Origin of the sequence: Achromobacter spanius (assembly GCF_029637605.1) — a bacterium.
Lineage (GTDB): Bacteria > Pseudomonadota > Gammaproteobacteria > Burkholderiales > Burkholderiaceae_B > Achromobacter > Achromobacter spanius_E.
Map to the genome: position 1 here is coordinate 4978839 of NZ_CP121261.1, position 17684 is coordinate 4996522.

The window sequence follows — 17684 nt, forward strand, 5'->3', positions numbered from 1 at the left end:
AATGGCGGCGCACAATGCGCCGCCATGTTCAGGCTAGCTTTCGTCTTGCAGCCGGACGATCAGCACGTCGCTGGGCAGGGATTCCAACAGGCGTTCGGCCACGCTGCCGATCGCGGTGCGCAGGATGCCGGTGCGGCCATGCGTGCCCGTCACCACCAGGTCTGAACGGTGGTGGAACGAATATTCCGACAGCACGGTCTCGGGCTGGCCGGGTTCCAACACCACCTGGGGCGGTGTCCGGCCCGCCAATTCGGGCGTGTTGGCGGTGAATTCCCGCGCGCTTTGTTCCGCGCCCTTGTAGAAGCTGCGCGTGACGGCGTCGTCGGGCGCGGACTTGCCCTGGAACGGTACGTCATAGGCGTGGAACAGCGTCAGGTTGGCGTTGGGCGCCAGTTGCAGCGCGGCACGCAGGGCATGGCGCGATCCGTCCGAAAAGTCGGTGGCCACCAGCACGTCGCGATACGGCTTGCGCGGACGGGTCTTCACCACCAGCACCGGTTGGCGCGCCTGGCGGGCGAGCTTTTCGACGGTGGTGCCCAGTAGCAGCCGGCCCAGGGTTTCGTCGCGCGCGGTACCGGTGACGATCAACGAGCAGCCATAGCTGTCGGCGGTTTCCAGGATCTGCGTGAGGGGGTCGCCCGACACGACGACCACTTCGGTGGAAACGTCGGCGGCGGCCAGGTCTTCGGCCAGCTCGCGTTCGGCCAGCGCCTTGTGGTCGGTGGACAGCCGCCGCCAGACCGGGGTGGTCAGGCGCGCCGTGGTGGCGTGGCTTTCCATGACGTGCAGCACGATCAGTTGGGTGCCGAGTTCACGGGCGAGCTGTAACGCGCGGTCCAGGGCACGGTCGCCGCGCGCGCTCAGGTCGGTTGCCAAAAGGATGGGGCCTGTTTGCTGTGTCATACCTTATCTCCCGGTTGTGGCCAGGGTGGCGAACCCCGCGTCCGCGCAGCCTGGCTTTAGGGCCCATGAGGGCATGTCCCGATTGTCTCGCCGCGATGCAAATCGGGAATTGATCGATATCAACGCACGGTCCAGCGTAGGGGATGGCGCGAGGGGCTGCAATGCCGCCTTGCGCCAGGTCAGTCTCAATACAATAGGGTCCGATCCCCCGTCATTCCTGAAATTTCCCCCATGCTCTCCGACATATCCCCCCTGTTGCTGCACACGCTGTACCTGGTCGCCATCGTGGCCGAAGCGATGACCGCGGCGCTGTCGGCCGGCCGGCGCGACATGGACTGGATGGGTGTCTGCATCATCGCGTGCGTGACGGCGCTGGGCGGCGGGTCGCTGCGCGACGTGCTGCTGGGGCATTACCCGTTGACCTGGGTCATCCACCCCGAATACCTGTGGATGACGGGGGGCGCGGCCATCCTGACGGCGTTGATCGCGCCGGTGATGCGGCGGCTGCGCAGCCTGTTCCTGCTGGCCGACGCGCTGGGCCTGGTGGCCTTTACCGTCATCGGCTGCCAGGTGGCGCAGATGATGCAGTTGCCCATTACCGTCGTGCTGATCAGCGGCATGATCACCGGCTGCGCGGGCGGGGTGCTGCGCGATGTGCTCTGCAACGAAGTGCCGCTGCTGTTTCGCAAGGAACTCTACGCCAGCGTGTCCGTGGTGACCGGCGCGCTGTACCTGGGCGGGCAATCCCTGGGCCTGTCGGCCAACGCCGCCGTGCCGCTTGCGCTGGTGGTGGGTCTTGCGCTGCGCCTGCTGGCCTTGCGTTTCAACTGGCAGATGCCGAAGTTTGTGTATCGGGACGATTGGCACTGATCGCCGGTTACTGAGCGCCTGCCGGCGTCGCCCAGCGGACCGGATTCGGCTCTGCAACAATTTTCTTATTTGTGTTTCAATAGATTTCTAGTATCTTCTCGCTGTCTCATACCATGCCTCGCGCAGTACAAAGGGGAGCCGATTGGACGTCAAAGCGCCCGCCACGATTCCGTATTTTCTGCAGGAACAAATTCGCGCGTTGATCGTGGATGGCACGATCCGGCCCGGGCAGCCGCTGCGCGAGCAAGAACTCGAGCAGCGTTTCGGCACCAGCCGCAGCCCGATCCGTGAAGCCCTGCGCCTGTTGGAACTGAGTGGCCTGGTCACGCATATCCAACGCAAGGGCTTTCGGGCCACCCTCTATACCGAAGCGCAGATCCGTCACCTGTACATGCTGCGCGCCGAACTGGAGGCGTATTGCATGCGCCAGTTGGCCGACATGCAAGACCTGTCGCCGCTGTTGGCTGAATTGCGCAGCTATGACCAGGCGATCGCGTCATCAATGGCCAAGCGCGACGCGCGCGCCTGCATTGCGGCCGCCCGCGAGTTCTATCTGGCCTGCGCCCGGTTCACGGGCAATACCCCGCTGACCAGCATGCTGAGCAAGCTCTATGAACAGGTGGAGCCGCTGCGCTTCCTGCTGGCCAAGCGGTCGGTGCAAACCCATGTGATCCAGTCGTACACCAACAGCATCACGCTGGCGTTGACGGCTCGCGACGTTGACCGCGCGGCTGAGTTGACGCGCACGTATGTGCTGGAAGTGCTGCCGAGCATTGTGGAGGCCTACCGCGAAGCCTCGGGGCAGACGGCTATGCCGGCCACGGTAGACGCGCCCGCCCGCTACGCCCGAGGCTGATCCGCTCAGTTCGTCAAGCTGGTGCCAGCACCACGCGCAGGGGCGCCAAGGCCTCGTGCAATTGCGCAAAAGCGCGTTCGCGCTCACCGTCCAGGCGCTGCGCGTCTTCCATCGTTATCTGCTGAAAACGCAAAGCTTGGCCGGGCGCGGCCTGCGCCAGCGCCGGCAGGTCCACCGTGGCGATCTGCGCAATCTTGGGATAGCCGCCTGTGGTTTGCCGGTCGGCCATCAGGATGATGGCTTCGCCGCCCGCGGGCACCTGCACGGTACCGAAGCAGGCGGCCTCCGACAGCATCTGGCGCGGCGTGTCCATGCTTAGTGCCGGGCCAACCAGGCGATACCCCATGCGGTCCGATTGCGGGCTGATGCGGAATTCCGCCGTGGTGAAGGCCTGGCGCGAGGCTTCCGAAAACGCTTCCCAGTGCATGCCGGGCAGAAAGCGGATGGACTCCCGCCGCTTATTGGCGACGACGCCGGGCAGATAGATGCGCAGATTCCATAGCGCCTGCTGCAAGGCGTCCAGGTCGCGGCCCTGCGCCAGCGGCGTGCGCAGCGCAATCTGGTCGCCCTTGGCCAGCGTGCGTCCCTTGAAGCCGCCAAAGCCGCTGCGCAGATACGTGCTTTCGCTGCCCATTACCGGTGGCAGGGCAAAGCCGCCGTGCACCGCCAGATAAGCGCGCGCACCCGTCGCGGCACGGGCGCCAAAGGCCAGCGTGTCGCCCGCGCGGGCCACCAGCGGGCGATGCACGGGAATGTCCTGCCCGTTCAGCGTGGCGCCCAGATCGGCGCCGGTAAGGGCGAAACAGGCCGGCAAGTCAAAGCGCAGGGAGGGACCTGTCAGCGTCATTTCCAGCGTGGCCGGGTCGCCCGTGTTGCCGGCCAGAGCGTTGGCAAGCCGGTGCGCGCGTTCGTCCATCGCGCCCGCGGTGGGAATGCCCTGATGCTGGTAGCCCTCGCGGCCCCGGTCCTGGAAGCTGGACAGCATGCCGGGCTTGATGACGGTCACGCTCATGGCTGGCCCTTGCGGATGCGGTCGAATTCCTCGGGTGCAATCGGCACGAATCGAACGGAATCGCCAGGTTGCAGCAGCGCTGCGGGGGCGCGGGCGGGGTCGAACAGGGTCAGCGGGGTGGCGCCGATGATGTTCCAGCCGCCCGGCAGGCGGCTGGGGTAGATCACGGTCTGGCGATTGGCGACCGCCACGGCGCCTGCGGGAACGGCGGTGCGCGGCGAGGGCCGGCGTGGAATGTTCAGCGGTTCATCATGCACGCCCAGATAGGCATGGCCGGGCGCGAAGCCCAGCATGAAGACCATGCTGCGCCGCTGGCTGTGCAGGGCGATGATGGCGTCGGGCGACAGGCCCGCGGCATGCGCCACGTCGGCCAGGTCGGGCCCATGTTCGCCGCCATAACAAACGGGAATGTCGATGTCGCGTCCGCCCACGGCGTCGGCGGGTATGCCTTCGGCCAGCAAGGCGTTGATGCGGTCGGTGAGGCTGGCGCAGGTGGGGCCGTTGCCCAGGCCGTCGGGCCGGTAGTGCACCGCGACTGCGGCAAAAGAAGGCACCACATCGGTGACGCCCGCCCAGCGCGCGTCGCGCAGTTTGCGCGCGGCGGCCAGGCAGGTGCGGCCGAGGTCGGCGTCGATGCGGTCGCCGAACGAGACGACGATGCAGCGGTCACCCTGGGGCAGGATGCGCCAGCGAGGGCAGGCCGAGGAAGGAGGTTCGGAAGAATCGTGCAACGGCGTGACACCTGTTGGGCGGATTACTTGGCGAAGAGCGAATCCATGTTCTTGAAGGCCTTGAATTCCAGGGCGTTGCCCGACGGATCCAGGAAGAACATCGTGGCTTGTTCGCCCACTTCGCCTTTGAAGCGGATGTACGGTTCGATGACGAATTCCGTGCCGGCGTCGATCAGGCGCTTGGACATGGCTTCCCATTGTTCCATGGAAAGCACGGCGCCGAAATGGCGCACCGGCACGTTGTGCGAGTCAACGGCGCTGGTGGCGTTGTGGCCGCATTCGCTGGGAGCCAGGTGGGCAACGATCTGGTGGCCGTAGAAATTGAAGTCGATCCATTCGTTCGAGCTACGGCCTTCCGGACAGCCCAGCGTTTCGCCGTAGAAGGCGCGGGCTTCGGCCAGGTCGCGGACCGGGAAGGCCAAATGGAACGGCGGCAGGTTGGTTTGGGCGGTCATGAAAAACTCCGGGTCATTCAAAGTGTGATGGTGATGCGGATGCTTGCCTGGTGTTGCTGATCACAAGCTCCAGGGCATAGTTTAGGTATTGTTTTTTTGATTGAAAAACGATATTTTTTGTGTCTTAGCATCGAAAAAATTGATTGTGATCAAAGAATTCAAGACATTCATCGCCGTGGCGCGGGATGGCACCTTTACCGGAGCCGGCACGCACCTGGGCCTGACGCAATCGGCGGTCAGCGCCCAGATCAAGCGCCTGGAGGAATACCTGGGCGTGGCGTTGTTCGATCGCAGCGCGCGTGCTGCTGTCTTGAACGCCCATGGCCGCGAGATGCTGCCGCAGGCGGAAGAACTGGTGGCCATGGCCGAACGCATGGTCACGACGGCCGGCGCCGGGCAGGTCAGCGGGTCCTTGCGCATCGGGGCGATTGCCTCGGTGCAGCAAGACTTGCTGGTCGGCGCGCTGGGCCGGTTCCGCGCGGTGTATCCCGACGTGAGGGTGCGCGTGGTGCCGGGCGTGTCGCTATCACTGTTGGGGCAGGTGGACGCGGGTGAAGTGGACATGGCCGTGCTGATCCGCCCGCCTTTTGCCTTGCCGCCGGAACTGGGCTGGCAGCGGCTGTTGAGCGAGCCGGTAGTCCTGGCCATGCCGGAATCCATGCCCGTGGCGCCCTGGCGTGAGCTGTTGGCCACGCAACCGTTCATCCGTTACGACCGCGCGTCGTTTGGTGGGCGCGTGGTGGATATCTTTCTGAAGAAACATCGCATCAACGTGCATGAAGCCGTGGAGCTTGATGAGATCGAAGCGATTGCCAGCATGGTGCGGCACGGCGTGGGCGTGGCGCTGCTGCCGCAATTGCGCGGGCTGGACGTAACGGGGTTGCGCCTGCTGCCGCTAGGCGAACAGGCCTTCTACAGAGAAATCGGCATCATCGGCCGCCTGCCTTTCGATGCCGGCAGCGTACGCGAAAAAATGGCGGATTGTTTAGCCGAGGCAGCAAGCTCGTAGGATGGGTGAAGCGCGGCAGGAAAGTCAGAAAAAAGCAGCCGCAAAACGCGCGCAACCCATCAAGCAGCGCTAAACCCAAAACGGCAGCAGCCACATAGGCAACGCCGCATGATGGGTTTCGCGCGAAACACGGTGGTGTTCTTGCCACCCGTCTCGCGCGCTGCACCCATCCTACAGTCGGTCGCAGCGGACGGTGATGGGGTGGCTGCGCAGGGTGGTCATGACGATGTCGTCGACCTGGCCTTCTACGTCGGTGATGACGTAGCCGATTTGGCCCTTGGTTTGCAGCGTTTGGCTGACGATGTTCAAACCATGTTGCGCCATCAGGTTGTCCAGCGTGCCCAGCGCGCCCGGTGCGTTGCGGTGGACGTGCAGGATGCGGGTGGCGCCGGCTGGTTCCAGGTAGGGCAGCTCGGGGAAATTGACCGCGCCCTTGGTGGTGCCCGCCTGCATGAAACGCACCAGCTTTTCGGCTACTTCGCGGCCGATGTTCTCTTGCGATTCCTGCGTGCTGCCGCCGATGTGCGGGGTCAGGATCACGTTGGGCATGCCGATCAGGGGGCTGGCCAACGGTTCGTCGGCGCTCTTGGGCTCGGTGGGGAAAACGTCCAGCGCCGCGCCGGCCAGGTGGCCGGACTTCAGCGCCGCGTGCAGCGCGTCGATATCCACCACCGTGCCGCGCGAGGCGTTGATGAGGATGGCCCCGCGCTGCATGCGCGCGATGGTCTCGGCGTTCATGATGTTTTCGGTCGACTTGCCGCCCGGCACGTGCAGCGTCACCACGTCGGCCTGCTCCAGCAGATCGTTGAGCGTGGCGGCCGGGCGTGCATTGCCTAGCGGCAGCTTGGCTTCGACGTCGTGGTAGATGACGCGCATGCCCAGGCTTTCGGCCAGCGTGCTGATCTGCGAGCCGATGTTGCCATAGCCGACGATGCCCAGCGTCTTGCCCCGGGTTTCAAACGCGCCCGAGGCGCTTTTGTCCCAATGGCCCAAGTGCACGCGAGCGTTCTTTTCGGGGATCCGGCGCAGCAGCAGGATCGCTTCGCCCAGCACCAGTTCGGCCACCGAGCGGGTGTTTGAGAACGGCGCGTTGAATACCGGGATGCCGCGCTGCATGGCCGCGTCCAGGTCGACCTGGTTGGTGCCGATGCAAAAGCAGCCCACCACGCGCAGGTCGGGGCTGGACAGCAGGGCGGCGTCCAGGTGCGTGCGAGAACGGATACCCGCCACCTGCGCGCCGCGCAGGGCGTCGTGCATCTGCGCCGGCGGCAAGGCCGCTGCGTGCGTGACGATATCGGTGTAGCCGGCGGCTTCGAAGACCGCGCGGGCGCTCGGATGAATGTTCTCGAACAGGACGATTTTTGCCATGACTGCCAGGGGGTGGTGAGAAAGCGTTTTATTTATTGTGGCGCATTTTTGCTGCAGTGCAAGGAGTAGCCATTGAGACGGTGTGGATGAATTGTTTCAGCGGTAGGCCTGAAACACCTGGGCGCCGCCTTGCTTGCCAACCAGCAGCACGTCGTGCGGGGTCTTCCTGCCGCCGTACTCGGGGCCGTCCATGCCCGGCGAACCCAGCGGCATGCCGGGGGCGGCCAGGCCGGCGGCGTCGGGCTTTTCCAGCAGCAGGCGGCGCACGTCGCTGGCGGGCACGTGGCCTTCGACCGCGTAGCCGTCAACCATCGCGGTGTGGCAAGAGCCGTAGTCCGCCATGCCCGCGTTGCGGCGGATGGGGCCGGTGTCCTGCACATCATGGGTGGTGACGATGAAGCCGTTGTCGCGCATGTGCTTGACCCAGTCTTCGCAGCAGCCGCAGGTGGGGGTCTTCCAGACCTCGACCTTGATGGGGCCTTGGGCGGTGGCGAACGCGGGGGCGCAGAGCGCTGCGACGAGAACCAGGCGAGTCAGTCGGGATACGTTCATGATGCTCCGATCAGGATGATGGAAAAGGGCAGGCGTTCGTCAGAACCAGAATCGCACGCCGGCCATGACGGCGGTCTGCGACCGGCTGGCGCCGGCGTCCGACGCGTAGCGTGCCGTCTGGCCGAACTTTCGTTCAAAGGATACGCCGATATACGGCGCGAATTCGCGCGTGACTTCATAGCGCAAGCGCAAGGAAAGCGAGCCCGTCGACAGGCCCGACCCGATGCCGCGTTCAACGTCGGACTTGCCGTAGAGGCTGGCTTCCAGCTCGGGCGTGAAGATCAGTCGTTGCGTCAGCAGCAGGTCGTACTCGGCCTTCAGCGCCAGCGCGGTGCGGCCCGACGCGCCCACGTACGCGGTGGTTTCCAGTTCCACGTTGTAGGGCAGCACGCCTTCAATGCCGAAGGCGGCCCAGTTGCGCTTCGGGCCTGAGCCGATGTCGCGGCGCGCACCCAGTTGCAGGTCCCAGAAGGGCGATACCGCGTGGCTCCAGAACGCTTCGACCTTGCCGTCCGACCCGCCACCGCTTTGGCGTTCGCCTTCGCTTTTGACGACCAAGCGGTCGGTGGCGGTGCCGAACCAGAAGCGGCCATCCCAGTCCAGCGCGTTCTGCCCATCGCGGTTGCGCGATACGCCGAACTTGTCGAACAGCACCTGCCAGGCGGGCGCGTTGTCCATCATGTGCGGGTGGATGCCATAGCTGTCGTAGCTGCGTTCACCCGAGCCGTCGCTGGACGGCAGGCTGCCCACGGGCGGCGAGTCCGAAGCGGGGGCGGCATGGTTCATGTCCGCGTGATCCATCGCGGCCGGATCAGTTGGCGGCGTCGCGCCGTGGCCCATGTTGGAATGGTCCATCGCGCCGTGATCCACGGCGGGGGACTGCGCCTGCGCGCCCGCCGCGGCCAGCGTCATTGCCATCGCAACGGCGCACAGCTTCAACCACGGTGTGCTTGATGTCATCGAGGGTTGCATCGAAAGCTTCATTGATTACTCCACCACGACCGCTCTGAACATGCCGGCCTCCATGTGATAGAGCAGATGGCAGTGGTATGCCCACAGCCCGCGCGCGTCGGCGCTGACCCGGTAGCTGAGCCGCTGCGCGGGGTTGAGCGTGATGGTGTGCTTGCGTACCTGGAATGCGCCGTCGGGTGACTCCAGGTCGCTCCACAGGCCATGCAGGTGGATGGGGTGCGTCATCATCGTGTCGTTGACCAGCACAAAGCGCACGCGCTCGCCGTAGCGCAGCACGATGGGCTTGGCGTCCGAAAACTTCACGCCGTTGAACGACCACATGTAGCGTTCCATGTTGCCCGTCAGATGCAGTTCTATCTCACGCGATGGCGCGCGCTTGTCGTCGGGTTCGCGCAGCGAATGCAGGTCTGCATAGGTGAGCACGCGGCGGCCGTTCTTGCGCAGGCCCACGCCTGGGTCGTCCAGGCGCGTCGACACCTGGTCCGGCAACATGGAATTGCCCACGCCGCGTTCCGTGGCGTAGGGGTGTTGGACTTGAACCATGCCGCCGGCATTGTCCATGGGGGCTTTCATGTCCGCGCCCATGTCATGCGACATCCCCATATCCATCATGCCCAGCAATTGCACGCGGTCCAGCGCGGGTACGTCTGCCTGCATGCCGGCGCGTGGCGCCAGCGTGGCGCGGGCGTATCCCGAACGGTCCATGGCTTGCGAGAAGATCGTGTACGCACGCGCGTCCTTGGGCTCGACGATGACGTCATAGGTTTCCGCCACGCCGATGCGGAATTCCTCTACCTCCACCGGCCGCACGTCCTGCCCGTCGGCGGCCACCACGGTCATCTTCAGGCCCGGAATGCGCACATCGAAGTAGGTCATCGCCGAGCCGTTGATGAAGCGCAGCCGGATGCGTTCGCCCGGCTTGAACAGCCCCGTCCAGTTGCCAGCGGGCGTGGCGCCGTTGGTCAGGAAGGTATAGGTGGCGCCGGACACGTCCGCCAGGTCCGACGGGTTCATGCGCATCTGCTCCCACATCAGCCGTTCGGACAGTGCCGTGCGCCAACCGTGTTCACGCGCGTCGGCCGACAGGCTTTGGATGCTGGGCTGGATGCCGTTGTAGTAGTCGGGCATCACCTTGAGCTTGTTGAACAGCCGCATGGGATCTTCGTCCGTCCAGTCGGACAACAGCACCGTGTGCTCGCGGTCGAAGGCGACAGGGTCGTGATGGCGCGGGTCGATGACGATGGCGCCGTACAGGCCGGTCTGTTCCTGAAAGCCCGAGTGGCTGTGATACCAGTACGTGCCGCTTTGGCGCACGGGAAAGCGGTAAGTGAACGTCTGGCCGGGGTCGATGCCGTCAAAGCTCAGGCCCGGGACGCCGTCCATGTTGGAAGGCAGAAGAATGCCGTGCCAATGAATGGACGTTTGTTCGCGTAGCCGGTTGGTGACGTGCAGCGTGACGGTGTCGCCTTCGCGCCAGCGCAGTATCGGCGCGGGCAGCTGGCCGTTGACCGTGGTGGCGATGCGTGTCGCGCCGGTGTAGTTCACGGGCGTTTCGCCGATCTCCAGATGGAATTCGGTGCCGCGCAGTTCGGCGGTGGGAGTGGGCGCGGATGTGGTTGCGGACGTGGGTGGGGGCGCGGCCGAGGCCGCGCGCCAGCCGCCCAGCGCCGCCAACGCACCGCCCGTGGCAAGGCCTTGCACAAAGCGGCGGCGGGCAAGAGATGAGGTGCCCATGGGCTGCGCGGTGGGGCGCAAGCGGGGCAGAGCGTCTTTCACGAAAGTCCTTGAAGGAGTGACCGTGATGACACTTTAGGAAAACCGGGGTGACCCGATTCTGTCGCTTGGATTACGGTTTTGTAATGTTCGCGCGAGCCGAACCCGAACCCTGACCCGGGTCTGAACCCCGCAAGGTGATCCCCACCACCGTGCCATTCGCGTCGGACGCCGCATCGACATCGCCGCCATGCATGCGGGCGATGGCGCGCACGATGGCCAGCCCCAGGCCATGGCCTTCGCTGCGCGGCGCGCGCGATGTGCCCGACCGAAAGAAGCGGTCAAAGATGCGGGGCAGGTCCGCCGCCGGAATCGGCGTGCCGGGGTTGCGCACTTCCACGCGCGCGCCCGAGGCTTGCGCGGAACAGATCAGCACGATTTCGTCTCCGGCTGGCGTGGCCCTGATGGCGTTGGCGATCAGGTTCGCCAGCGCCCGGCGCACCAGGCCGGGGTTGGCCGCCACCGTTGCGTCGCCCTCGCAGCGCAGGCGCACGCCTTGCGCCTCCAGCATGGCCTCGTAGTAGTCCGCCACCCGCCGCGCTTCGGCGGCCAATGACACGGGCGCCAGGTCGGCCGCCTGTTCGCCCCGGTCGGCGCGAGCCAGGAACAGCATGTCGTTGACCAGCGTCTTCAGGTCTTCAAGCTCTTCCAGGTTGGATTCCAGCGCATCGCGCAGTTCGGCGGCATCGCGGGGCGACGACAGGATGACTTGGGCGCCGTTGATCAGCGTGGCCAGCGGCGTGCGCAGCTCATGCGCCACGTCGGCGTTGAACCCTTCCATCTGCTGATAGGCCGCTTGCAGGCGTTCCAGTGTGCGGTTGAACGAGCGCACCAGGTCGTGCAGTTCGCGGTCGGTATCGGCCAGCGGCAGGCGATGCGCCAGGTTGTCGGGCTGGATGCGCGCGGCTTGTTCCGACAAGCGCCGCGTGGGAGCCATGCTGCGCCGCACGGCCCAGGCCGCCAGTACCACGGTCGCGCCCACCCACAGCGCGCAGATCAGCACCAGCGCGGTGCCATAGGCGTAAAGGAACTGCGAGCTGGTGCGGGTACTGACCGCCACGGTCAATTGCGCGCCGGGCAGAATGCGGTCGTTCATGGCGACGCGCAGGCCACGCATGCGGCCGCCGTCGGCGGTTTGCAGCACCACCTGTCGGCCGTTGACCATGTCCAGCGTTTCAGGCGGCGCTCCGCCATAGACGGCATGGCCTTGCGCGTCCACGATCCAGATGCCCAACTGGCCTTGCCCCGCGCGCATCTGGTCAAAGGTGGCGGCCAGGTCTTGCAGGCCGCTGGCGCTGTTCTGCATGTCGATCAAGTGGTCGATCAGTTCCAGCTTGCCGCTGACCTCGGTGATTTCCTGGCGCTCGACTTCGCGCTTGAGCGCCCAGAACAAGGTCGCGCCGGCCAGGCTGGACACCAGCAGCGCAATGGCGCCCAGCAACAGCGTCAGCCGGGCTTGCATCGAGCGCATGCGGGGTGGCTTGGGGCGGGGCGGTTTCATGCCGGCAGCGGCTGGCTGCGCGACTCCAGCACATAGCCCATGCCGCGCACGGTGTGCAGCAGCTTGGCCTCGTAGGGGTCGTCCAGCTTGCTGCGCAGGCGGCGCACCGCCACGTCGATGACGTTGGTGTCGCTGTCGAAATTCATGTCCCACACCTGTTCGGCCAGCGTGGTGCGCGACAGCACCTGGCCCTGGCGGCGCAGCAGCAGCGCCAGCAGGCTGAATTCCTTGGCGGTCAGGTCCAGCCGGCGCCCAGCGCGCTGGGCGCGCCGGCTGGCCAGGTCCAGTTCCAGGTCTGCCAGCCGCAGCAGCGTGGGTTCCTGCGCGCGGCCACGGCGCAACAGCGCCTGCACCCGCGCCAGCAATTCCGAAAAGGCGAAGGGCTTGACCAGGTAGTCGTCGGCGCCGCCTTCCAGGCCGCGCACGCGGTCTTCCACCGCGTCACGCGCGGTCAGCATCAGGATGGGGGTGTCTTTACGCGCTCGCACGGCGGCCAGAATGCCGAAGCCGTCCACGCCGGGCAGCATCACGTCCAGCACGATCAGGTCGTAGGCGCCTTCCAGCGCCAGATGCAGGCCGTCCACGCCATCGCGGGCCACGTCCACGACATGGCTCTGCTCCGACAAGCCCTTGTTCAGGTAGTCGGCAAGCTTGGGTTCGTCTTCGATGACCAGGATGCGCATGGCCCGGAATTTACCACCCGCGCCGCAACCCCTTATTCGGCTTCGTCCACGGCGATGCGTTCGGGCGGAAAGCGCAGCGTGAATACGCTGCCCTTGCCGGGTTCGCTGGTGATCAGCAGTTCGGCGTCGTGGCGCATGGCGATGTGCTTGGTGATCGCCAGCCCCAAGCCGGTGCCGCCGACCGCGCGCGAGCGTCCGCGATCCACGCGGTAGAAGCGTTCGGTCAGGCGCGGCAGGTGGCGCGCGGGGATGCCGATGCCGGTGTCCTGCACGCTGTAGCGTGCGCCGCCATCGGGCTCGCGCTCCCACCGCACGGTGATCGTGCCGCCATCGGGCGTGTAGCGCACCGCATTCGTCAGCAGGTTGGACAAGGCAGAGGTCAGCTCCGTTTCGGCGCCCAGCACGTCCAGCGTTTCGTCTATATGCCATTCGAGCACATGACGCCCGCCCGACAGCGCTTCGATCTGCTGGCGTGCCTTTTGCAGCAGCGCGCCCATGTTGATGGCGCGCGGGTCGCTGCCCGGTGAAGACTCCAGCGTGGACAAGGTCAGCAGGTCTTCCACAATGGCCTGCATGCGTTGTGCCTGCTCGTGCATCATGTCGATGTACTGCTCGCGCTGTTCCGCGGGCAGCGCGTCGGCCGGCATGTCGCGCAGCGTTTCCAGAAAGCCCGCCAGCACGGTCAGCGGCGTGCGCAGTTCGTGCGAGACGTTGGCGACGAAGTCGCGGCGCGTCGTTTCCAGGCGTTCAATCTGCGTCACGTCGCGGGTGATGAGCAGGCGCTGGTTGCTGGCGTAGGACGTCAGCTGCATCATCATCAAGCGTTCCTGGCCCTGTTGGCCCAGGCGCACGAGGATGGGTTCCGGCCACGCGGGCCGATGCGCGTACTCCACGAACTCCGGCGCGCGCAGCAGGTTCAGCAGGTTGTGGCCACGGTCGGCCGGCAGGCGCAGGCCCAGATGCTGGCGCGCCATGCGGTTGCACCAGTCAATCTGGAAGTCTTCATTCAGCGTGACCGCGCCGTCCGGCAAGGCCTGGGCGGCCGCCAGCATGCCTTGCATGGTGTCGCGGGTTTCGGTCAGTTCACGCGCACGGGCGCGGGTGTAGCGGTAGAGAGGGGCAAGGATGTCGTCCCAGGGGCCGACGGAAGCGGGGGGCGAGGTGTCGGGCTGATTGGCCCAACGGGAAACCAGCGTCAGGCGCCAACTGCGCCAGAGCAGCATGGTGGCCTGCGCGGCGGAAAACACAATCCAGCCCGCCGGGTCTCCTATGAGCCATTGCGCCAGTAAGGCAATCACCGCCCACAGGGCGACCAGGAAAAGTGTGCGCAGCCAAATCATCGTGCGGGAGTTTTACCGCGTCGGAAGCTGTGCCGTAAACCGGTAGCCGCTACCACGGACCGTTTCCACGTGTGCGTCGTGGCCGCTGGGTTCCAGCGCCTTGCGCAAGCGGCGGATATGGACGTCCACGGTGCGTTCTTCGACGAACACGTGGTCGCCCCAGACCTGGTCCAGCAGTTGCGAACGCGAGAACACGCGCTCGGGGTGGGTCATGAAGAAGTGCAGCAGGCGGAATTCGGTGGGGCCGATCTGCAGCGACTGGCTGTTGCCCGACAGGCGATGCGTCACCGGATCCAGCTTCAGGCCGCCCACGTCGATGACGTCGTCGGTCAGTTGGGGGGCGCGGCGGCGCAGCACGGCCTTGATGCGGGCCATCAGCTCTTTGGGCGAGAAGGGCTTGGTGATGTAGTCGTCGGCGCCGGCTTCCAGGCCGTCAACCTTGTCTTGCTCGGAACCCTTGGCGGTCAGCATGATGACCGGCACGGCGCGGGTGCGCTCGTCATTGCGCAGCTTGCGCGCCATGGCCAGGCCGGAGGTGCCGGGCAGCATCCAGTCCAGCAGGATCAGGTCAGGCAATTCGGCGCGGATAAGGGTTTGGGCTTGGTCGGCGTCGAAGGCGCGCAGCACTTTGTGCCCCGCGAAGGACAGGTTGACGGCGATCAGTTCCTGGATTGCGGGTTCGTCTTCGACGACGAGGATGGTGCTGGACATGGCGAATTTGGCACGCTTCTGAGCGCCGGCGCGGCGCGAACATTGCGATAGTATGGCCGCAATATTTCAGGTATGTGACCGCGGTGGCGTTCCAGGGCCGGTTTTCAGGCCGCCGCCGCATGTCCGATAGGCTACCATTGCCCGATATATCGGGAATTCACCATGCAAAACCCCTCCGAATCGCAACATTCCGCGCAATCCAACGACCCGTCCACCCATTTCGGCTTTCAAACGGTGCCGGAAGGCGAAAAGGCCCGTAAGGTCGCTGAAGTCTTCCATTCGGTCGCCCAGCGTTACGACGTCATGAACGACTTCATGTCGGCGGGCCTGCACCGCGTCTGGAAGGCCTTCACCATAGGCCGCGCCGCCATCCGTCCCGGCATGAAGGTGCTGGACATTGCCGGCGGCACGGGCGACCTGGCCAAGGCGTTCGCCAAGCGCGCCGGCCCCACGGGCGAGGTCTGGCTGACCGACATCAACGATTCCATGCTGCGCGTGGGCCGCGACCGCATGACCGACGCGGGCCTGTTGCTGCCCACCGCCGTGTGCGACGCCGAGCGCCTGCCGTTCCCCACGGGGTATTTTGACCGTGTCAGCGTGGCCTTCGGCTTGCGCAACATGACCCACAAAGACCGCGCCCTGGCTGAAATGGCGCGGGTGTTGAAGCCCGGCGGCAAGCTGCTGGTGCTGGAGTTTTCGCGCGTGGCCAAGCCCTTGTCGCCCGCCTACGACTGGTATTCCTTTAATGTATTGCCCTGGCTGGGCAAGAAAATTGCTAACGACGAGGCCAGCTACCGCTATCTGGCCGAATCCATCCGCATGCATCCTGACCAGGACACCCTGGCCGACATGCTGCGCACCGCCGGTCTGGATCGGGTGCAGTATTTCAACCTGACCGCCGGCATCGCCGCCCTGCATGAAGGCGTGCGCCTGGGCTGAACCCGGCATATTTATCGGATGATTCGTCCCCCACGGGGAACTTGTGGGGCGACCGCTTGTCCGTTATTCTTACGACGTTCAGATTACTGTAAGAAAGTCGCGTATAGGTCCCGCTGTCCGTGGGACTCCTGGCTGCTCGGGGCAGCGGGGGCGCGAGTACGAGGGAGCAAACTCTATGTCCAAATTCTGTTTTTCGCGGTTTGTCGCCGCGGCGCTCATCGCCATTTCCGGCGCGGCGTTGGTTACGGCATCGTTTGATGCCGAGGCCCGTCGCGCGGGTGGTGGTGGCAGCTTCGGCCGTCAATCCTCCAATGTGACCCAGCAGCGCCAGGCCACCACGCCGCCGGCCGCCGCCAATAACACGGCCGGCGCTACCGCGGCCCCGGCCGCCGCTGGCGCGGCGACGGCAGGTGCCGCGGGCGCCGCCGCCAAGAGCGGCGCGTCGCGCTGGCTTGGCCCCATCGCCGGCATCGCCGCTGGCCTGGGTATCGCCGCGCTGCTGTCCAGCATGGGCCTGTCGGGCGCGTTCGCCGAATTCCTGGGCTCCGCGCTGCTGATCGCCGCTGTCGTGTTCGCCGTCATGTTCATCATCCGCCGCCTGCGTGGCGCCGGTCCGCGTACGGCAACGCAAGGCGCGTTCAATGGCGCCAACAACACACCGGGCCAGCAACAGCAGCCCATGTGGCGTGAAGCCTTGAAGCCGACCGCCGCCGCTCCGGCTGCCGCGGCCGCGCCCGTGGCGCCGCCGGCCGTGCTGCCCAAGGCGGGTGAGGACAACAACTGGTTCGTGCCGGGCGACTTCGACACGCCCGCCTTCCTGAAACAGGCCAAGGAGCAGTTCGTCCGCATCCAGGCCGTTTGGGACAGCGGCAGCACCGACGGTTTGCGCGACTTCCTTACCGACGACCTGATCACCGAGCTCAAGCCGCAACTGGCCGAGCGCGGCGCGGCGCCCAACAAGACCGAAGTGGTCCTGCTGAACGCTGAAATGCTGGGTATCGAGACCGTGTCCGACGGCCACCTGGCCAGCGTGCGTTTCTCCGGCATGCTGCGCGAGGCCCCGGGCACCGAGGCCTTCCGCTTCGAAGAGGTCTGGAACCTGTTCAAGCCCGCCAATGGCGGCTGGCTGTTGGCCGGCATCCAGCAGATCCCCGTGGATCTGGCCAGCTAAACGCTGTTTGATCGGGGTTGACCCTGTCCTTTGCTGAAGGATGCCACCCGGCATCCAATAGAACCGGCCCTAGATGGGCCGGTTTTTCCTTGTGCCGCTGCGTGAAACGCGCCCGCATCTAACCCGTTACACTCCCGATTTACCCACTAATTTCGGCAACCCCGGCAACCGGGCCGTTGCAGACCGTCATGCTGCCTTTTTCGTTCCTGCCCACCCCCTCGCGAATGGCTGTCAGCGCGCTTAACGCCTTGTTGCGGCGCGAGGACTGGGCGCGCGAGCGTCTGGCGAAGCACGCGGGCAAGACCGTGCGGTTCGCGTTGGGCGGATTCACCTTGGCCCTGACGATCGACAGCGAAGGCCTGGCCGCGCAAGCCGACCCGGCCGTGGTGCCCGACGTGACCTTGACGGTTGCCCCTGAAAAACTGCCCCTGCCTCGTCTCGGGGGCCTGGGCGCCGATCGCGAAGCCCCTGATTTCGCCGAAGCCACGCACATCTCGGGCGATGCCGCCCTGGCGCAGGTGGTGGCCGACCTGTCCAAGCAGTTACGCTGGGATCCCGAAGACGCGCTGGCCCGAGTGGTGGGCGATATCGCCGCCCTGCGCATCGTGGGCGGTGCACGCGCGGCAGCCGACGGCGCGCGCACGGCCAGCAAGCGGCTGGCCGAAAACGTGTCTGAATACCTGGCCGAAGAAAGCGGCGTGCTGGTGGGCCGCCCCGTGCTGGAGCAATGGCGCCTGGATCTGGCCGAACTGAACACGCGCGCCGATGCGCTGGCGCGTTCGACCGGCGCGCTGCAAACCCGTCTGGCGTCCGCCAGCGCAAAGCGGGGTGCCTGATC

At 65.8% G+C, this 17684-nt stretch carries 18 protein-coding genes; 6 read left to right on the forward strand and 12 right to left on the reverse strand.

Annotated features, from left to right (window positions below):
* Positions 1-33: 33 nt before the first annotated feature.
* Positions 34-903, reverse strand: coding sequence for a universal stress protein (locus P8T11_RS22210; RefSeq protein ID WP_268079994.1), 870 nt, complete (start codon positions 901-903; stop codon positions 34-36).
* A gap of 231 nt (positions 904-1134) precedes the next feature.
* Between P8T11_RS22210 and P8T11_RS22215 the strand changes: the two genes are divergently transcribed.
* Both P8T11_RS22215 and P8T11_RS22220 read left to right on the forward strand, forming a co-directional pair.
* A complete protein-coding gene (locus P8T11_RS22215) occupies positions 1135-1773 on the forward strand; it encodes a trimeric intracellular cation channel family protein (RefSeq protein ID WP_268079993.1) in 639 nt (212 codons plus the stop codon).
* Between the two features lie 142 nt (positions 1774-1915).
* Positions 1916-2629, forward strand: coding sequence for a GntR family transcriptional regulator (locus tag P8T11_RS22220; RefSeq protein WP_268079992.1), 714 nt, complete (start codon positions 1916-1918; stop codon positions 2627-2629).
* A 13-nt stretch (positions 2630-2642) separates the two neighbouring features.
* Here P8T11_RS22220 and P8T11_RS22225 read toward each other — a convergent pair whose 3' ends face one another.
* From P8T11_RS22225 to P8T11_RS22235, 3 genes are read right to left on the reverse strand one after another with little or no spacing between them, the layout of a single operon-like run.
* Positions 2643-3641, reverse strand: a complete 999-nt coding sequence (locus P8T11_RS22225) for a biotin-dependent carboxyltransferase family protein (protein ID WP_268079991.1) — start codon at positions 3639-3641, stop codon at positions 2643-2645.
* Positions 3638-4372: a 5-oxoprolinase subunit PxpB gene (gene pxpB / locus P8T11_RS22230; RefSeq protein ID WP_268079990.1), complete on the reverse strand. Its 735-nt coding sequence runs from the start codon at positions 4370-4372 to the stop codon at positions 3638-3640. The genes P8T11_RS22225 and pxpB overlap by 4 nt, the downstream gene beginning before the upstream one ends.
* A gap of 23 nt (positions 4373-4395) precedes the next feature.
* Positions 4396-4827 (reverse strand): VOC family protein, encoded by a 432-nt coding sequence (locus P8T11_RS22235; protein ID WP_100853321.1) that lies wholly within the window; start codon positions 4825-4827, stop codon positions 4396-4398.
* 145 nt (positions 4828-4972) lie between these two features.
* Here P8T11_RS22235 and P8T11_RS22240 point away from each other — a divergent pair, with 145 nt between their 5' ends.
* Positions 4973-5836: a LysR substrate-binding domain-containing protein gene (locus P8T11_RS22240; protein WP_268082296.1), complete on the forward strand. Its 864-nt coding sequence runs from the start codon at positions 4973-4975 to the stop codon at positions 5834-5836.
* A 171-nt stretch (positions 5837-6007) separates the two neighbouring features.
* Here the strand turns inward: P8T11_RS22240 and serA are convergent, their stop codons facing one another.
* The 8 genes from serA to phoB all read right to left on the reverse strand — a co-directional run bounded on the left by serA (position 6008) and on the right by phoB (position 14736).
* Entirely contained in the window at positions 6008-7204 is a 1197-nt protein-coding gene (gene serA, locus P8T11_RS22245; protein WP_268079988.1) for a phosphoglycerate dehydrogenase, read from the reverse strand.
* A 96-nt stretch (positions 7205-7300) separates the two neighbouring features.
* Positions 7301-7756, reverse strand: coding sequence for a DUF411 domain-containing protein (locus P8T11_RS22250; RefSeq protein WP_268079987.1), 456 nt, complete (start codon positions 7754-7756; stop codon positions 7301-7303).
* Between the two features lie 39 nt (positions 7757-7795).
* Positions 7796-8740: a copper resistance protein B gene (locus tag P8T11_RS22255; RefSeq protein WP_418910281.1), complete on the reverse strand. Its 945-nt coding sequence runs from the start codon at positions 8738-8740 to the stop codon at positions 7796-7798.
* Positions 8741-8743: 3 nt separating this feature from the next.
* Positions 8744-10462, reverse strand: a complete 1719-nt coding sequence (locus P8T11_RS22260) for a copper resistance system multicopper oxidase (protein WP_268082294.1) — start codon at positions 10460-10462, stop codon at positions 8744-8746.
* Between the two features lie 112 nt (positions 10463-10574).
* Positions 10575-12002: a heavy metal sensor histidine kinase gene (locus P8T11_RS22265; protein ID WP_268079986.1), complete on the reverse strand. Its 1428-nt coding sequence runs from the start codon at positions 12000-12002 to the stop codon at positions 10575-10577.
* Complete coding sequence (locus P8T11_RS22270) at positions 11999-12685, reverse strand: heavy metal response regulator transcription factor (RefSeq protein WP_268079985.1); 687 nt, start codon at positions 12683-12685, stop codon at positions 11999-12001. The genes P8T11_RS22265 and P8T11_RS22270 overlap by 4 nt, the downstream gene beginning before the upstream one ends.
* Before the next feature lie 32 nt (positions 12686-12717).
* Positions 12718-14025 carry a phosphate regulon sensor histidine kinase PhoR gene (gene phoR / locus P8T11_RS22275; RefSeq protein ID WP_268079984.1) on the reverse strand — a complete coding sequence of 436 codons (1308 nt, stop codon included), beginning with the start codon at positions 14023-14025 and terminating at the stop codon, positions 12718-12720.
* Between the two features lie 12 nt (positions 14026-14037).
* Positions 14038-14736, reverse strand: coding sequence for a phosphate regulon transcriptional regulator PhoB (gene phoB, locus P8T11_RS22280; protein ID WP_006227196.1), 699 nt, complete (start codon positions 14734-14736; stop codon positions 14038-14040).
* 162 nt (positions 14737-14898) lie between these two features.
* Here phoB and ubiE point away from each other — a divergent pair, with 162 nt between their 5' ends.
* The 3 genes from ubiE (at position 14899) to P8T11_RS22295 (ending at position 17682) form a co-directional block, all read left to right on the forward strand.
* Positions 14899-15675 carry a bifunctional demethylmenaquinone methyltransferase/2-methoxy-6-polyprenyl-1,4-benzoquinol methylase UbiE gene (gene ubiE / locus P8T11_RS22285; protein ID WP_268079983.1) on the forward strand — a complete coding sequence of 259 codons (777 nt, stop codon included), beginning with the start codon at positions 14899-14901 and terminating at the stop codon, positions 15673-15675.
* Between the two features lie 175 nt (positions 15676-15850).
* Positions 15851-16846: a Tim44 domain-containing protein gene (locus P8T11_RS22290; RefSeq protein ID WP_268079982.1), complete on the forward strand. Its 996-nt coding sequence runs from the start codon at positions 15851-15853 to the stop codon at positions 16844-16846.
* Between the two features lie 188 nt (positions 16847-17034).
* Positions 17035-17682, forward strand: coding sequence for a ubiquinone biosynthesis accessory factor UbiJ (locus tag P8T11_RS22295; RefSeq protein ID WP_268079981.1), 648 nt, complete (start codon positions 17035-17037; stop codon positions 17680-17682).
* The last annotated feature ends 2 nt before the right edge of the window (positions 17683-17684 follow it).

Bases quoted from the DNA above. Each gene is read 5' to 3' on its own strand.
- P8T11_RS22210 (WP_268079994.1), bottom strand. From the start codon at position 903: ATGACACAGCAAACAGGCCCCATCCTTTTGGCAACCGACCTGAGCGCG.
- phoB (WP_006227196.1), bottom strand. From the start codon at position 14,736: ATGTCCAGCACCATCCTCGTCGTCGAAGACGAACCCGCAATCCAGGAA.
- P8T11_RS22295 (WP_268079981.1), top strand. From the start codon at position 17,035: ATGCTGCCTTTTTCGTTCCTGCCCACCCCCTCGCGAATGGCTGTCAGC.
- ubiE (WP_268079983.1), top strand. From the start codon at position 14,899: ATGCAAAACCCCTCCGAATCGCAACATTCCGCGCAATCCAACGACCCG.
- P8T11_RS22265 (WP_268079986.1), bottom strand. From the start codon at position 12,002: ATGAAACCGCCCCGCCCCAAGCCACCCCGCATGCGCTCGATGCAAGCC.
- P8T11_RS22215 (WP_268079993.1), top strand. From the start codon at position 1,135: ATGCTCTCCGACATATCCCCCCTGTTGCTGCACACGCTGTACCTGGTC.
- P8T11_RS22225 (WP_268079991.1), bottom strand. From the start codon at position 3,641: ATGAGCGTGACCGTCATCAAGCCCGGCATGCTGTCCAGCTTCCAGGAC.
- P8T11_RS22260 (WP_268082294.1), bottom strand. From the start codon at position 10,462: ATGGGCACCTCATCTCTTGCCCGCCGCCGCTTTGTGCAAGGCCTTGCC.
- P8T11_RS22250 (WP_268079987.1), bottom strand. From the start codon at position 7,756: ATGAACGTATCCCGACTGACTCGCCTGGTTCTCGTCGCAGCGCTCTGC.
- phoR (WP_268079984.1), bottom strand. From the start codon at position 14,025: ATGATTTGGCTGCGCACACTTTTCCTGGTCGCCCTGTGGGCGGTGATT.
- P8T11_RS22270 (WP_268079985.1), bottom strand. From the start codon at position 12,685: ATGCGCATCCTGGTCATCGAAGACGAACCCAAGCTTGCCGACTACCTG.
- serA (WP_268079988.1), bottom strand. From the start codon at position 7,204: ATGGCAAAAATCGTCCTGTTCGAGAACATTCATCCGAGCGCCCGCGCG.
- P8T11_RS22255 (WP_418910281.1), bottom strand. From the start codon at position 8,740: ATGAAGCTTTCGATGCAACCCTCGATGACATCAAGCACACCGTGGTTG.
- P8T11_RS22290 (WP_268079982.1), top strand. From the start codon at position 15,851: ATGTCCAAATTCTGTTTTTCGCGGTTTGTCGCCGCGGCGCTCATCGCC.
- P8T11_RS22235 (WP_100853321.1), bottom strand. From the start codon at position 4,827: ATGACCGCCCAAACCAACCTGCCGCCGTTCCATTTGGCCTTCCCGGTC.